Source organism: Kribbella sp. NPDC055110, assembly GCF_053607525.1.
In genome coordinates this window covers 373191-388294 of sequence record NZ_JBSGTS010000001.1, presented here as the reverse complement: position 1 = coordinate 388294, position 15104 = coordinate 373191, and the positions used below count along the sequence as shown (strand labels likewise).

Annotated in this window: 11 protein-coding genes and 1 pseudogene; 9 read left to right on the top strand and 3 right to left on the bottom strand. The window is 63.5% G+C overall.

The window, feature by feature from the left end:
• Positions 1 to 28 precede the first annotated feature (28 nt).
• Together ACWF0M_RS01645 and ACWF0M_RS01640 are read left to right on the top strand one after the other, a co-directional pair.
• Positions 29 to 1324 carry a helix-turn-helix domain-containing protein gene (locus tag ACWF0M_RS01645; protein WP_452233913.1) on the top strand — a complete coding sequence of 432 codons (1296 nt, stop codon included), beginning with the start codon at positions 29 to 31 and terminating at the stop codon, positions 1322 to 1324.
• Entirely contained in the window at positions 1321 to 1848 is a 528-nt protein-coding gene (locus ACWF0M_RS01640; RefSeq protein ID WP_452233650.1) for an NUDIX domain-containing protein, read from the top strand. The genes ACWF0M_RS01645 and ACWF0M_RS01640 overlap by 4 nt, the downstream gene beginning before the upstream one ends.
• Before the next feature lie 468 nt (positions 1849 to 2316).
• On the opposite strand, the gene ACWF0M_RS01635 is transcribed toward ACWF0M_RS01640, so the two are convergent.
• On the bottom strand, positions 2317 to 4230 hold the full coding sequence (locus tag ACWF0M_RS01635) for a hypothetical protein (protein WP_452233649.1): 1914 nt from the start codon (positions 4228 to 4230) through the stop codon (positions 2317 to 2319).
• A gap of 42 nt (positions 4231 to 4272) precedes the next feature.
• Between ACWF0M_RS01635 and ACWF0M_RS01630 the strand changes: the two genes are divergently transcribed.
• The 5 genes from ACWF0M_RS01630 to ACWF0M_RS01610 are packed head-to-tail and all read left to right on the top strand — an operon-like array spanning position 4273 to position 7136.
• Positions 4273 to 4545, top strand: a complete 273-nt coding sequence (locus ACWF0M_RS01630; protein ID WP_452233648.1) for a hypothetical protein — start codon at positions 4273 to 4275, stop codon at positions 4543 to 4545.
• A gap of 15 nt (positions 4546 to 4560) precedes the next feature.
• Positions 4561 to 4818 carry a hypothetical protein gene (locus tag ACWF0M_RS01625; RefSeq protein WP_452233647.1) on the top strand — a complete coding sequence of 86 codons (258 nt, stop codon included), beginning with the start codon at positions 4561 to 4563 and terminating at the stop codon, positions 4816 to 4818.
• Positions 4815 to 5045, top strand: coding sequence for a putative ATP-grasp-modified RiPP (gene tgmA / locus ACWF0M_RS01620; protein WP_452233646.1), 231 nt, complete (start codon positions 4815 to 4817; stop codon positions 5043 to 5045). The genes ACWF0M_RS01625 and tgmA overlap by 4 nt, the downstream gene beginning before the upstream one ends.
• 2 nt (positions 5046 to 5047) lie before the next feature.
• A complete protein-coding gene (tgmB, locus tag ACWF0M_RS01615) occupies positions 5048 to 5995 on the top strand; it encodes an ATP-grasp ribosomal peptide maturase (RefSeq protein ID WP_452233645.1) in 948 nt (315 codons plus the stop codon).
• A gap of 4 nt (positions 5996 to 5999) precedes the next feature.
• Entirely contained in the window at positions 6000 to 7136 is a 1137-nt protein-coding gene (locus ACWF0M_RS01610; RefSeq protein WP_452233644.1) for a methyltransferase domain-containing protein, read from the top strand.
• A gap of 1019 nt (positions 7137 to 8155) precedes the next feature.
• On the opposite strand, the gene ACWF0M_RS01605 is transcribed toward ACWF0M_RS01610, so the two are convergent.
• Together ACWF0M_RS01605 and ACWF0M_RS01600 are read right to left on the bottom strand one after the other, a co-directional pair.
• Positions 8156 to 10630, bottom strand: coding sequence for a tetratricopeptide repeat protein (locus tag ACWF0M_RS01605; RefSeq protein WP_452233643.1), 2475 nt, complete (start codon positions 10628 to 10630; stop codon positions 8156 to 8158).
• Between the two features lie 494 nt (positions 10631 to 11124).
• Positions 11125 to 11319 (bottom strand): transposase, encoded by a 195-nt coding sequence (locus ACWF0M_RS01600; protein WP_452233642.1) that lies wholly within the window; start codon positions 11317 to 11319, stop codon positions 11125 to 11127.
• Between the two features lie 639 nt (positions 11320 to 11958).
• Here ACWF0M_RS01600 and ACWF0M_RS01595 point away from each other — a divergent pair.
• Positions 11959 to 12240, top strand: a pseudogene (locus ACWF0M_RS01595) (DUF4062 domain-containing protein); the annotation flags it as partial.
• Positions 12241 to 12285: 45 nt separating this feature from the next.
• Positions 12286 to 15087, top strand: a complete 2802-nt coding sequence (locus tag ACWF0M_RS01590; RefSeq protein ID WP_452233912.1) for a tetratricopeptide repeat protein — start codon at positions 12286 to 12288, stop codon at positions 15085 to 15087.
• The last annotated feature ends 17 nt before the right edge of the window (positions 15088 to 15104 follow it).

Genomic DNA, 15104 nt, shown 5'->3' with positions numbered 1-15104 from the left:
CGTCGGGCGATGGGAGACTGGGGCCGTGATGGTCCAGGCCTGGTCCGGCCGAGAGGTACGGGCGCTGCGCGAATCGCAGCGCCTGAGCATTCGCGAGTTCGCCCAACGTATCGGCGTGAGCGAACGAATGGTCTCCCGTTGGGAAGCCGGCGGAGCCAACATCCGCCCGAGACCGATCAACCAGGAAGGCCTGGACACGCTCCTCGCGGCAGCGACCGAGGACGAGAGGTCACGCTTCGCGGCCCGGCTGGACGCCCTGTCGGCCCCGAGGACAGCGTCTCGGCCCGAGGCGATTCGAACCGAGCCCACTCCCCCAGCTTCCGTCGACCTGCGCCTGCAACGACGCGCGGCTACCGCGAGCTCGCCGAAGCGCGCCGAAGGACCCGACGTGCTCGCAATGCAGGCCTTTCGGTCCGCAGACCGGCAAGTGGGCGGCGCCCACCTGTACGCCGCAGTGGTCAAGTATCTGCACACACAAGTAGGCCCACGGCTGTTCGGCGGCGACATCGTAGTCGAAGACCCCACCGTCTTCACCGCCGCAGCCGGACTGACTGAGATGGCCGGCTGGATGGCTCACGACGCCGGACGCGACGACCGCGCATACAGCCACTTCCTGCGCGCCTACCACCTCTCCAAAGCCGGCCAGGACCGCCAACTCGGCGTCCACGTACTCGCCAGCCTCAGCCACCTCGCCCACCACCGAAGCGACCCGCACGGCGCTATCCGCTTCGCCCAAGCCGGCGAAGCCGCGCTCGCCGAAGGCCCCCGAAATCCCGAGCTAGCCGCTCGCCTTCTAGCGATGCGAGCAAGGGCACGAGCGGCCCTCGGAGACGATCAGGAGACTCGCGCGCTGCTCGGACAAGCTGAAGCTGCACTGGATGGATCCCACGCAGAAACGACGTCCGAATGGGTCAGCCACTTCGACCACGGCAGCCTGGCGAGCGAGGCAGCGCGCTGCATGGGGCAACTCGGAAACCCGGCATCGGCCCAGGAACAGGCGCAGCTCGTACTCGAACTCCGACCGTCCACCCACACCCGGAGCCACGCGTTCGGACAGCTCTTCCTGATCACTTCCCTGATCGAACAGGGCGAGACCGAGGAAGCGTGTCGCATCACGCGCGACGTCATCGAGTCGACCCAATCACTGGGATCCCAACTCGTCGTCCAACAGCTAGCTGAGATCCGCGACCAACTCGCGCCGTACGCAGACTCGCCTATCGTCAGCGAAACCCGAGAGCTCGTCTCGGACACCGCGCGACAGCGGACCTGGCTCCAGCAATGGATCGCCTCCGACGTCCTCGAGTCTCAGACACCAGCGCGATGAGCGCAGACGAACCGCTCTATCGACGCGACCCCCAAGCCTGGCAGCAACACCTCGCTGAAGGCAACGCAAGACAGGCCAGAAAACGGGTCGGAGCGGACGCGATCCTCCGCGACAGCGAAGGCCGAATCCTGCTGGTGGACCCCGATTACAAGCCTGACTGGGACCTTCCCGGAGGCATGGTCGAAGCGAACGAGCCACCCATCGATGGCCTCATCCGAGAGCTAATCGAAGAGCTGAACCTCGAGTTACGAACTAGCCAACTCACGCTCGTCTGCATCGACTGGGTATCGCCCCACGGCCCCTGGGACGACTCGCTCATGTTCATCTTCGACGCCGGCCGACTCACTCCCGAGCAGATCTCCACTCTAAGGCCGAACCGCGACGAACTGACCCGATACGCATTCGTCGCGCCGCACGAAGCGCAACAACGCCTCCGTCCCTACGTATGGCTCCGCCTCCAAGCAGCCTTGGAGGCAGACGAGTCCAAGACAGTCGCCTACCTCCACAACGGCCATAGAGCCTGAGGCGGATCTGACTGCGGTGTAAACGTCGCCGCAGCGCTTGCGGACGTGTTGGCACGCGGTCAGATCACGACCGAACGAGGTGGAAGGTCATCCACAAACATTCAAGATCCGGCCGCCGAACACGCCGAAGTACTCGTTGCAGATCGCTGACACGCCCCGAATGCAAGAAGTGTGCCCGGATTGAGAGACGTCGTTCGGCGCGACCGCGAGCGTTGCGTCGCCTGGAGAGTCGAACGTGCAGTTGAGCCTTCATCGATCGACGTAGCACCGACGGCGTGCACTTGCGCGCGATCGAACTCCGGCAGCGACTCCGCCATTCACCAAGGACCCACTACTTGATAGCAGGCATGCCACCTCGGCGGCGGAACGGGTTGTCGACGGGAAGCCGCACTCTCAATCGGTTCGAAGAGCGCAGCGCCACCCTGTTCTCCGTCCGACATCGACTCCGCCGCTCGACGTTGCCTGAGATCAACCTGCAGACCGAGACGCTGGACGTGTTGGCCGGAGCATGGCGGTGAGAACTGGGCCGTCGACGGACGGCTGCTGTGTGCTGATCGGCTCGTAGCCCCACGACTCGTAGAGCGCCTTGACCTTCCCGTCGCCGTTCAACGCGTTGACCAGCAACGACACCTGCACCTCCTGACGACCACGGAGCAGCTCGTCATGAATCAGCAGAGCGATCCCCTGCCCCCGCCACGGCTTACGCAGCATGATCTCCTTCACTGCCACGGTCGGCGTTTCAGCGCAGCCCTCGGGTAGCGGGGTGGTCATCCGGCGCCACCAGCGATCGTCGGGCGTGAGCGTGTTCGCGTACGCAAACCCCACCGGCTCGTCCGCGTCGTAGCCGATGACAACTTCCCACCCCGGATCCGACCCGTGCCGCGCAAGCTGTTCGCCGAATCGCTCGACCGAGTAGTTCGGCAGATGAAGCTGGTCCGCGCGCACGTCGGCGTATACCTCGATCATCGTGCTCCACACGTCGTCGATCACGGTGGAATGGCGCAGTGCAATACCGTCAGGGGTCACAGAAGCTTCCTCAGTGAGTCGTGTGCGTATGGATCCCAGGCGGTTGCCGGGTCGCTCGATGGTGCGGCAATCTGCAAGTGTGCTGCCGAAGTCTCGGAGCATCGAGTTGATGCGTGGATGCACGCCGGTCGGTTCGATCGGGATCGACATCGCGGTGGCGACCGCTTCCTCCAGGTCGCCTTGACCGAGCTGTGCCTTGGCGAGTCGCGCGGTGGTGATCGATTGCGTACGCCGCATGCCGGGCCGTAGAAGCGCGAGGCTCCGATGAGCGTGGCCCTCAGCCATCTCGTAGTCCCCGAGCGCCAGATAGCCCGCTAGGGCAAGATTCTCCAACTCGGCCTGGTCGTAGAACGCGTTCAGCCAGAGCGGACGCTCGTCACCGGGTTCAGATCTGACCAGGGCATCCTCGGCATGGACAATGGCCTGACGTACGGCACGGTGATCGCCGGTCTGCCCAAGGATGGCCGCATGTCTTGCGTGGCCGAGTGACGCGAACATCGGATCTCGCCTCGCAACCGGCAACCGACGCGCGACATCGTTCGCAGCCAACGCGTCGACCGGCCTGGCCATGTGGCGGTACAGGCTGCCGGCGTGGGACCAGATCCTGAACTGGATCGCCGGGTCGCCTGACATGGTGGCCAGGCCCCCTGCTCGATCGAAGTGTCGTTGCGCGGTGTCGAACCGGCGACCGTCGATCGCGGCCCACATAGCACTCGACGTGAACGAGGCCGCGCATCTGTAGAGCGCACTGCGAATGCGCTGACTCGCAGTCCCCCGCGCCTGCAGCGCGAGAGCTTCACCGGCGAGCGCGGACGCTTGCGTCTCGATGGTCAGCTTTCCGCCGTACTGATGATCGCTCGCAACGATCAACGCGAACTTGGACAACAGCCGCTCGACGTCACCAGCACCGACCCGAGATTGGGCAACGCGTTGCGTCGACGCCCCAGCGGCGATCATGACTGTCGCCGCGGACGTACCGATGAACCGGCGCCTCGGGACAGGCTCCGGCTCGGCCGGAGCGACGAATCCAAGATCCGTGATCGGACAGCCGAAGACTGCGGAGAGTGCATCGCGCTGGCGGTGATGTGGCCAGCGAGTCTTCCCGGTCAACCAGTTCCGCACCGTTCGATCGCTCACGGTGCCTCCGTAGCCCGCACGCCGAAGATCGGCGTTGACCGCCTCGGCCAGTTCGGCCTGGGTCAGGCCGACCTCGGCCATGCGCGCCTTCAGGGCCTGGTTTCCCTCCACAGCCCAACGATATGTACGGCGAGTCACCGGCCGACAGCGTTCTGCCCGGAAATTTCCGGTTCGCGTCGAGCGACAGGCAGCGACTTCTTCCTTACGTTCCGCAGTCACACGTCCTTGGATGGAGATCAAGGACCTCGAAGGGGAACTCCAATGAATGTCGATGCACAGCTCGAACACCCGGCCCGAGGCGTCGCGGACCCACGCCGGTTCGTCCTACGGCGTTCCGTCGATGTCAGCGGAGTGAGCGGTACCGGCGACGTGGCGGAGGGAGTCGAGTGGTCGGATGGGACCGTGGCGCTGCGGTGGCGCGGAAGGTGGGCTACCACGGTCGTGTGGGATTACGGCCTCGACGCTCTCCTCGCAGTGCACGGTCACGACGGTTCCACCGTCGTACGGTGGCTCGACGCCGGCCAGCCTGCCTGATCGACCTTCGATTCGATGGCCGAGCAGGAACTTTGGCGCGTTCAGCTGTGGCTGGGCGACTACCTGATCGAAGAGCACATCGCCCCGACGGCCCTCGCAGAGCAGTACGCGCACGTCATCAACCTTCGAATCCACGGCCTACCTGACCGACACCTGCGCTGTCAGCGAATCACCGACACCGCAGCCCAGAAGCCGGCCGGCGCGGGACGAGATAGCGAGTCCGTCCTGGGCCGGCCGTTCCAAACCCTCACCGACATAGGAGATTCACCATGAGCAACGAGATGAGCGCAGTGCCGTTCGGCGTCCGTCACCTGGCTTCCGGGCCGGACAAGGCGCCAATGGAGCTGCCGATGACCTACAGCGCCAACCTCCAGCTGAACGTGTCCGCGACCGGCAACCCGTACCACGCGATCGCCGCCGCCCTGCCGGAAACGAACACCGAGACCCCAATCCCCGACGGCCAGCGACCAGGATCTGACACCTCGACCGACAACTACTGACCATGAGCACCGTCCTGGTACTGACCGGCCGCGACGACCTCACCGCAGACGCCGTCATCGACGAACTGACCAGGCGGGATGCGTCCGTCGTCCGGTACGACACCTCCGACTTCCCGCAGTCGTCCCGCATAGCTGCCACCCTCGGGGCGCAGGGCTGGGAGGGACACCTGACCGCCGACCGGTCAGTCGACCTCGCAGTGGTCAGCGCCGTGTGGTGGCGACGCCCCGCCGAGTTCAGTGTGCCGACCGCCTGGCCGGACGAGGCACGGGCATTCGCAGTGTCTGAGGCGCGCGTCGGAGTCCTCGGCGTACTAGGGTCGCTTCCAGTGCGATGGATCAATCACCCGGCAAAGGACTCGGCCGCGAACTACAAGCCGGTTCAGCTTGCAGTCGCAGCGCGCGCAGGGCTCGATGTACCGCGGACGGTCATCACGTCGGATCCCGATCATGCCCGTGACTTCATCGGCCCCGGCGAGACCATCTACAAAGGGCTCAGCGGCGGCGTACTCACCGCAGAACGACGTCACAGATACCTACCGACCACCGTTCTCCGCGCCGATGAGATCGACGCGAGCGTGACCGGCACTGCACACCTGTTTCAAGAACGAGTGCCCAAGCGCTGCGAAGTACGCCTGACCGTGATCGGGCAGCGGATGTTCCCGGTTGCGATCCATGCCGAAAGTGCGGCTGCCAGACTGGACTGGAGAACGGACTATCCGTCGCTCACCTACGGTCCGATCGAGCTTCCGGTTCAGGTGGAGAAGGGCGTCCGGTTGCTCATGGACGAACTGGGCCTGTACTTCGGAGCCCTCGACTTCGCCGTGACCCCGGACGGCCGCTGGGTGTTCTTCGAAGTGAACCCGAACGGCCAATGGCACTGGCTCGCGGTCAAGGCCGGCGTACCGATGATCGAAGCAATCGCCGATGCCCTCCAAGGAAAGGACGATTGACTCCGTGACTGACTGGACCGAAGCCGCTCGCAAGCTCGCCGACCAGGTAACCGCGGCTGCACCGGAGTGGCACGACTCGGTCAGCTCCACACCTCGGCACCAACTGGTGCCGAGGTGGTGGGAGCCGATCCCCGACAGCTATCCATTCGCCTGGGGACTCCGCACACCGCTACCGGACCACCCATGGGCCGAGGCCTACGCCGACGAAACACTGGTGACCCGCGTCGGCTCACTCCACGCCGACCGTGCCAACTCATCCGATCGTCCAACGGGTCTCCCGACATCGTCCTCGACCCTGCCCGGCTTGATCGTGCGCATGCTCCACCTGCTCAACCCCGACGAGCAGGACCGGGTACTCGACGTCGGCACCGGCTCCGGCTACTCCGCCGCCCTCCTCGCACACCGCCTCGGCGACAAGCAAGTCACCAGCATCGACGTAGACCCCTACCTCGTCGACGCCGCCCGCGAACGCCTCGCCACCTTCGGCCGAACACCACACCTCGAGGTCGCCGACGCCACCGGCTCACTACCGGACACCGACTACGACCGCATCCTCGCGACCGTCTCGGTCCGCCCGATCCCACCCGCATGGCTGGAGGCCCTCCGCCCTGGCGGAAAGATCGTCACCACCATCACCGGCACCTCACTCCTGATCAGCGCCGAGAAGCACCCCGACGGAGTAGTCCGCGGCCGCGTCCAACCAGACCCAGCCACCTTCATGCGCACCCGCCGCGACACCGACTACCCCGCCCGCCTCGACCACGTGTACAACGCCGCACGCGACCAGCCAGGCACCGAGACCCGCCAACTGACCGGCCCTCTGCCCGATCTGTGGGAAGACTGGGAACTGCGCTGCCTCTACGAACTCGACACCCCCGACATCGAAAACCGCTCCGCAACCCGCGAAGACGGCACCCAACTCCTGTGGCTCCTAGCAACCGACGGATCCTGGGCACGCGCCGACAGCAGAACCAAGACCGTCCACCAAAGCGGCCCACGTCGCCTATGGGACGACTTGGAGCGTGTCCAAGCCCGATGGACAGCCGCCGACCGCTTCCCCCTCCACACCATGACCGCCGAACTCACCGCACACCGCAGCGCCCTCATCAGCCCCGACGGCAACTGGACGCTCGACCTCTGACCACCGCGACCGCCGACCGCTTCACAGGCCTCTGAACGAAGCCGCTAACAACGAGCAGGACGAGGTGAAGGTGTGCAAGTCTGGCCGTGGCGCGGAGTCAGTAGCCGGTGTGGGCCGGGACGTTCTCGTTGACGTGACCTTGCTTACCTACCGAATGCGCATGCTGGAGATGGCTCGGGCGATGACGAGGCGCTGGATTTCTGAGGTGCCTTCGAAGATGGTCTAGATCTCTTCCACCCGAGGCGGCGATCTCGGTGGAGATCGCCACATACAGCCCTGACCTGCGGTTTGGCCCGCCGATGATGATCAGCAGTAGGCAGTGTTTGTCATCGTCTCACGGAGCTGTGACGGAGCAGGAACTCGCCTGCAGTTACTTTTAGCTATTTACCGGATGGTACTCAGACACCCAGGCGAGATCTGGCCTCTCCAAGGGGCGGGACTGTCTTCCCGCATGTGACCGCCAGTTTGACGAAGATCTCGAGCAGGTGGAAGCGCACGGTGGGCTGGCTCCCTTCGAACACCTCACTCCTACCAAAGCCCGCAAGGATCGAGAGATAGGCATGCCACCATCGAGGCGGCGCAGGCAAGACGCCAAATTGCTTGAGGGAGCCGACGCGCTCGGGCATGGGGATACAGCAGAAGAGGATCGCACTCACAGTCCGGGAGTCGTCAACCACGGCTTCCTGGTTCCGGTTCAAATGTGGCCTCGATGCCCGCAGATCGAAGCGAATCTCGCGGGCTAAGCTCTTAGATGGTCGCCGCCATCCGTGAGATGCTGCCTCGCTGCAGTCGTGACGGACCAACACGGGCGACCTCGGAGATGGTTTGGCCTACGCGCCGAGGACATCCCCGCCCGCAGCGGGGGCCACGCCTCGGAGGGCACCGTCCCGGGCGCGCTCCGACATACTCCGTGCAGACCACGAGCGCTACACGGATCGTCGTACGGAGGTCGTCGCCTCTGGCCGCTCCGCCGCCAAGCCTCACTATCCACGGAGCTACCCTGAGCCCCCATGTCCAGCTCACTTGCCGAAGTATTGCGGAAAATCACGGCTAATATCCAGAACATACCTGAGCTGGCCGAGGGTATCGAGCTCCCGCGAAAGAGCGGTAACTTGTGCGCCGGCCTGTCCTGGCGTTACGCGACCGTCTTCGGCGCGAGCGATCCAGACGCGCACGGCTAGGGCCAAATTCTGTCCATCGCGACGGCTAGTTAACGCCGCCTCGATCGACCTGTAAGCCTCGTCCAAATTGCCCGTGCCGAGGTGGATCTTCGCTTGGACGTTGTCCACCACCGCCGCTGGCGCTCCCGGAAGCTCGCGGCCAGACAGAAGGGCTGCTTGGGCGCCGACAAGATCACCATCATCTGCCAGCACGCTCGCCAGCGACAGCCAAGACTGCACGAAGGCTGGATCGAGTTCGACGCTCTTCCTGAACTGCTGAATTGCGAGGTCACGATGTCCAGTCAATTGTGCAATGCGGCCGAGCCGGTGACGATACGCAGGGTTCTTCGGCTCCCGCGTGACTGCGCGCTGCATTACTTCTTCAGCATCCTGCACTCGACCAAGATGCTCAAGCGCTTCCGAATACAGCGCCAGTGTCCATGGAGTATCCCCGCCCCTGTCGATGGCTGCTTGAGCGGCAACCGCTGCCCCATCCCAGTCGTCGAGTCGCATTCTCGCCTGAGCGATATCAGTCCAGAGTTGAGCGGGATTGTGACGATGAGGAATCGCACGCTCAAAATACCTAATGGCGGCTACCCAGTCCCGCGCAATGAACTCGACCCTGCCACAGTCGCGAATTACCGACGGACTTGCCGGATGGGACGCCATTAGTTTTGAGCCAAGAGATCGCGCTTCGTCGAATTGCCCCAGATAAGCTAACGTCTTGATACGCAATCTAAGTAGCTCAACATCATTTTCGTCCCACCCGGAAAGCGCTTCATCTATATACAGGAGCGCTTCAGAGTAGCGCTTCTGCTGGTAGAGCTCGATGGCAGTCTGGTGGAGAGTACCGATAAGGCCGCTTCGCAACCCTCGGGCCTCATCAAAGCGGCCAGCGAGACCCAGGAGTTTGACAGTAGCGAGCAACGAAGGAACATAAAGAGCGTCCCCCGGCGCGAGCGTTTCCAGTTTCTCGCGCATAATATCGGCGAGCGCAGAAATGCGTTCCAGAGGATCTTGCTGCTTGCGGAAGGATCGCAAGAAGTAGTCACGTAGCAGAGGGTGCAGAGCTAGCATCCCTCCAGATCGGTTGGACACCAACGAATACTGGACCGCTTGGGCTATGGCGTCCTGAATGCCTTCTGCGGATAGACCCAAGAACGATGCGAGCTGCTCGCCCGCAATCGGGCCGTCAACCAGGGCCAGGACCTCAAGAAGCCGCCAAGCACTCGGACTTACAACTGTGGGATCTACGAGGTCGGTTGCGATCGCGTGGCGCTGTTCGCGAAGATCGGCCATGTCCATCGGCAGCCGAGGTGCAACCACCTCTAGAGCGAGTGGGTGGCCATCCAATTCCTCTGCAACAGACGCCAGCGCAGCATCGTCCCCGGACGCACCTTGCGCACGCAGCAGCGGGACGGCGTACTGGTGAGCGAGCCCGGCAAGGAAAAAGGTTCCGACTCGGTCGCCCCATTGCTGCAATGATGGCCGCCGCCTGGAGGTGAACACAACAAGACGACTAAATTGATCGCCTAGCGACGCCGCCGCTTCGATGATTTGCAGGCACACCCGACCCAGCGTTCCATCATCGTTGAGCCAGTGTTCTGCATCCTCGAATACCCATATCCCGCCGTTTCGCATGAATGTCGCAAGCGAGCTCGTTGTGTGTTCGATCACCGTTTCGCGCGGCGACTTTTCGTCAGCGGGCGCGACGCCGAGGGCATTCGCGACGAGCAGGTTAAGCTCTGGCTCCGCGGTCCCCGGAGTCACTGTGATCCGTAGCGACGCGCCCGATCCGACAGTCAGACGATTCAGAGCCTCTCGAGCAAGGCTCCTCTTTCCACTGCCGGGAACACCACACACAAATGTGGCCAGCTGCGTGGGGCTGTATAGCGCCTCCTCGATCTGGGCGATCTCCGAGTTCCTGTTGAAGAAGACTCGGCGAGCGACAGGCGGCGGCATACTTCCCAGTAACGCATCAACGATTTCGATTGATGTTACTCTACCTCGCGACTGAACAAATGGTCGAAGATATAGCGGAACCGACGTATCGTCGAGGCATACCACCCGAATCGCAACAGCATTATCTTCAAGCCAACGAATGAATGCCATGTGAAACTCGAATCGCACCCATTTGGAAACTGCAGAAGCTGCGCTCCACAGCAGGACAAAGTCTGACGCATTCTCGATTCCCGTGCTGATCTCGTCCAAGAGGACGTCCCCGAGGTCGAGCTCGTGCAGGTCAACCCACGCGTCTCCATCGAGGCGCGCCCTTATTTCCAGCGCGACCGACTTGTCCATGGAAGCATGTGAGATGAAATACCTCTTCGACACCGATGACTCCAAGCTGGCGCTGTCTCGTTGGGCAGTCAATGATGAGTGGCCATGATATCCGGTCCGCCGCCAGTGCGTCAGCAGCGCAACTCGCCTCAGTCTCCGAGGTACGGAGATCAGCTTTGACAACGCGGCCAAAGGGCGATCAGCGAAGACACATCCAACCAGCCAAACTGTCGCACCTCACTTGCGGAGTACCTGTCAGGGCGACCTTGCTGAATGGCGAAGCGGTCAACTCGAGCGCGAAATGCGCCACATCGTCTGCTCACGACTGATCGCCTCTTCAGGATCGCAACCTTGGCACCCACTCCTTCTCGGGTCGTGATGCGAGCCAGGCGATCAGGTATCAGCGACACCTCGTGCCGAGCATGCGAGACACGCGGGTCAGGGTTTCGTACTGCTTGACCGCAAGCCAGGCGGCGCCACCAGTCACACAAGCCGTCGACGGGCCGGCGATGTCTATCGTTATCCATCCTTGCGCGCAAGAAACGCGCCTACAACGTCCAGACCTCACTTGCGAGTAGAGCCGCCCCAGGTGACCAGAACGACGCCGCTCCGTGGGCGACCATGTCTTCAAAGAAGCTGTCCCAACCTGCTCCGGACTCGGCGGTCGATGCGGAGCGGCCGAGGACCTCACGGAACCCGTCGGCGTTCACGCCGGTAGCGACCGTGACCGCGATCTGGATCACCCGAACGCTCCTCGCGATCCTCCATCGTCAACGCGTCCGCGGTCAGAAACGTGTACGGGCACTCGTCCATCGACGGATAGCGAAGCCACCACGACTTCGTCGAGATCCTGGGCCATCATCAACAGCAGCGACTACGCCAGCCGGTCCATCCGCCGCGTCGGCGTGATCGCACCCATGTGCCGGCTAACACTCTGCTGGACGCAACTCCTTACTCAGTGAGTCGACCCGTTTCGACGGACAACGAAGAGCAGCGCTCGCGTCTAGGGGGTGTGTGCTGTCTACGAGTGCGGAGGTCGGGCGGTCGAGTCCTGGACAGCACCGCCTGCACGTCAGCGGATCCATGAGAGCCCCTAGCGCTCGGCGGTCCCGCACCCTGGCTCATTCGGTGTCAGCGGTAGGTGGGGCCAGACCGCGCCGCCGAATACGACTTGAGCCGGCGACAGCAGTTCGACTCGCAGTCTCGACACGGGCGTTGCGGGTAGTGGAGGCTGGGTGTCATAAGGGGATTTTGGGGGCGTTGAGGCTTTGTGCGAGTTCGTCTCGACGCATGCCGGCAGGTCTAGCGGTCGTACCAGTGACATCTGAGGTGCGATCCGCCGACTGAGATCTGGCGGATCGTTGAGCGATCGAGGAGGGGGTATGGGTCGGGGGGATGGCCCGCCGTGGCGGGTGTTCGTGTCGCATACTGCGGAGCTCCGTGATTATCCTGCGGCAGGTTCGTACATTGCGGCGGTACAGCAGGCCATTATGGCCGCAGGCCATGCGGTCGTGGATATGGCCGGCTTTCCTGCCGTGGACGCTCGATCGGCGACAGTCTGCGTTGATCGAGTGCAGAGCAGCGATGTGTATGTGGGGGTCTTAGGGACGCGGTATGGGTCACCGGTGCGAGATCGGCCAGATGTCTCGTACACCGAGTTGGAGTTCAACACCGCGACGGTCGCCGGGCTACCTCGGCTAATGTTCTTGATGAATACCGAGGCGGCCAACCTCCACATCCCTATAGAGGCGTTGATCGATCGAGAGTATGGAGATCGGCAGGACGCATTCCGGCAGAGGGTGAGCGGTGCGGATCTGACGACTCAACGGTTCAGCAACCCGGAACAACTCGGCGCACTGGTCGAGCGATCCTTGCATGACCTTGCGCAGACCCGGCTGCGGATCGCGAGCGGGATCGAGCGTGAGCAGCGCCCCCCAAAGTTGGCGCGACTGCGGGGATCAAAGTTCGTGAACCCGGCGCCGACGACGGCCCCGTCATGGTTTCAAGACCGCCGCGTGGAGACACGTCAGTTGGCCGAGTTCCTGTTCGAGCCAGGGATGCGGTTGGTGACAGTAATCGGGCGAGCTGGGGTCGGGAAGACCGCGATGGTGTGCAGGCTGCTGAAGGGGCTTGAGGCGGGCCTGATCCCCGGACTGGACGATGAAGACGCCGAGTTGGCCTCGATGACGGTGGACGGCATCGTCTACCTAAGCCAAAACGGCCGCCACCCTGTGGGCTATCCGCACCTGATCGGCGACCTACTCAGGCTGATGCCAGCCGATGACGCAAAGCGTATCGAGGCGTTATATCAGGACCCGCACAACCCACCTGGGCAGGTGATGTCGGCGATCCTGGAGGCTTTCCCAGCCGGCGGCCGAGTGGTGGTGTTGTTGGACAACCTGGAGTCAGTGATGGATATCCAGAGGGAAGCTTTGACTGAGACTGCTTTGCACGAGGCCCTGGTCGCGGTGCTGCGTGCGCCCGAGCACGGAGTGAAGGTGATCGCCACGACTCAGGTCCCTCCGACCGAGCTCGGCCGGGTGCAGCCGGGCGCGCAGCATCCGTTGCGTCTCGAGGAAGGGCTCGAACCGGAGGATGCGGCGGTGGTGCTGCGAGCTCTCGACCGCGACGGTAAGCTCCGCCTGCGTAACGCCCCGGAGGCGAAGCTGGCCGCGCTGCGCGAGCGGACCCGTGGCTTCCCGCGGGCGTTAGAGGCGGTCAAGGCGATCCTGGCGAGCGATCCGTCTCTGACGGTGGCCGATCTGTTGGAAAACACCCGCGGGATAACCAGCGATGAGGTGGTCGAGGTCTTGGTCGGCGAGGCCTACGAGGGGCTCGATCCGCTGGCCCAGCGGGTGATGCAGGCTCTGTCGGTCTATCCAACGGCCGTCTCGGCAGTTGCGGTGGACTACTTGTTGCAGCCTTACAACCCAACCATCAACTCAGCACCGATTCTGACCCGCCTTGTGCGCAGCGAACTCGTCCGCCACGACTCCGGTCAGTACTACCTGCACCCGGTGGACTGCGACTACGCCATCAGCCGCATTCCCGCTAGCCAATCCGACGACAGCCAACCCTCCTACACTCAAGCAGTTTTGCGGGCACGAGCTGCCGACTATTACGTCCAGATCCGAACCCCTCGCGAATCGTGGCGGTCGCTTGACGATGTGCGTCCTCAACTGGCCGAGTTCGAGTTGCGTTGCGAAACCGGCGACATGGACACCGCCGCTACCGTTCTGGCCGACGTTGATGATGACTACCTTCGCGTGTGGGGCCACTACCGCACCCTCATCGAACTACACAACCGCATCCAGGGTCAGATCACCCAACCAGCCCTGCAAACCCAGCACCTAAGCAGGCTCGGCAGTTATCACTTCAGCATGGGGGACTATCCGAAGGCAATCGGTCTGCATGAAGAGGCGTTGCGGATCTGCCGGGAGACCAGCGATCGCCAGGGCGAGGCCGCGGCTCTCGACAACCTCGCGACTTGTCATGCCAGCATGGGGGATTATCCGAAGGCAATCTGGCTCTATGAGAAGGCGTTGCGGATCAACCTGGAGACCGGGCGCAGCGCAGATGAGGCAGCGTATCTGAGCCACCTAGCTCAGAGTCATTTCAGCATGGGGGACTATCCCAGGGCCACCAGCCTGCTCGACAAGGCGCTGCGGATCTGCCAAGAGGCCGACAGCCGCGAGGGCGAGGCACGCGCCATGGGCAACCTGGGGATGTGTCACGCCGGCATGGGGGACTATCCGAGGGCGATAGGCCTGTACGAGGATTCGCTGCGGATCAACCGTGCGCTCGGCCGCATCCAGGGTGAGGCCAACCAATTGAGCAACCTCGGCACCACTCAGACCCGCCTGGGCAACTACGCTGAGGCGATCGGCCTGCACGAGGCGGCGCTCAGGATCAACCGGAAGATAGGTCGCCGTTCCGCCGAAGCCATTGGGCTCGGCAACCTCGCTCGGGCGCGGTTGGCATCAGGTGACGGTCAGCGAGCAGTCGAGTTGTGTCAGGAGGCGATCCGGATCGCCGACACCATTGGCGACATCGAATCAGCAGTGATGGTGCGGTCCGTTTTGGCCCGCGCCCGGATCGAGGCGGCTAACCCGGCCGAGGCGTTGTCAGTGACGAGTGTTGCTCGCAGCATCGGCTATCCGCTAGAGCAGCCGACGTTAGAGGTCATAGAGGGCATCGCCCTGCTTTACCTCGGCCGTGTTCGGGAGGCGACCGGCGCCTTCAGAGCTGCGGTCGACGCCGCCGACCAACTATTGAGCTTGGCCACTGGAAACCCTGACGCGCTGGACGCGCGGGGGCTGGCCTGCTGCGGGCTCGCAATTACCGACGAACCCGCACGAGTTCGGGAGGCCGTCGACGCGTTTCGTCGGGCGCGCGCCGTGCATACGGCTGCAGGCACCGTGGCCGAGGTAACCCGCATGTTGGCGAGGCTCGGCGCGGCGGATGAGCATGGCGTCCTGACCACTGCCCTCGCCGCAACTCGAGCGTCGTGATGCAGATAGCAGTTGAC

Bases quoted from the DNA above. Each gene is read 5' to 3' on its own strand.
- ACWF0M_RS01645 (WP_452233913.1), top strand. From the start codon at position 29: ATGGTCCAGGCCTGGTCCGGCCGAGAGGTACGGGCGCTGCGCGAATCG.
- ACWF0M_RS01640 (WP_452233650.1), top strand. From the start codon at position 1,321: ATGAGCGCAGACGAACCGCTCTATCGACGCGACCCCCAAGCCTGGCAG.
- ACWF0M_RS01630 (WP_452233648.1), top strand. From the start codon at position 4,273: ATGAATGTCGATGCACAGCTCGAACACCCGGCCCGAGGCGTCGCGGAC.
- ACWF0M_RS01625 (WP_452233647.1), top strand. From the start codon at position 4,561: ATGGCCGAGCAGGAACTTTGGCGCGTTCAGCTGTGGCTGGGCGACTAC.
- tgmA (WP_452233646.1), top strand. From the start codon at position 4,815: ATGAGCAACGAGATGAGCGCAGTGCCGTTCGGCGTCCGTCACCTGGCT.
- tgmB (WP_452233645.1), top strand. From the start codon at position 5,048: ATGAGCACCGTCCTGGTACTGACCGGCCGCGACGACCTCACCGCAGAC.
- ACWF0M_RS01590 (WP_452233912.1), top strand. From the start codon at position 12,286: ATGAATACCGAGGCGGCCAACCTCCACATCCCTATAGAGGCGTTGATC.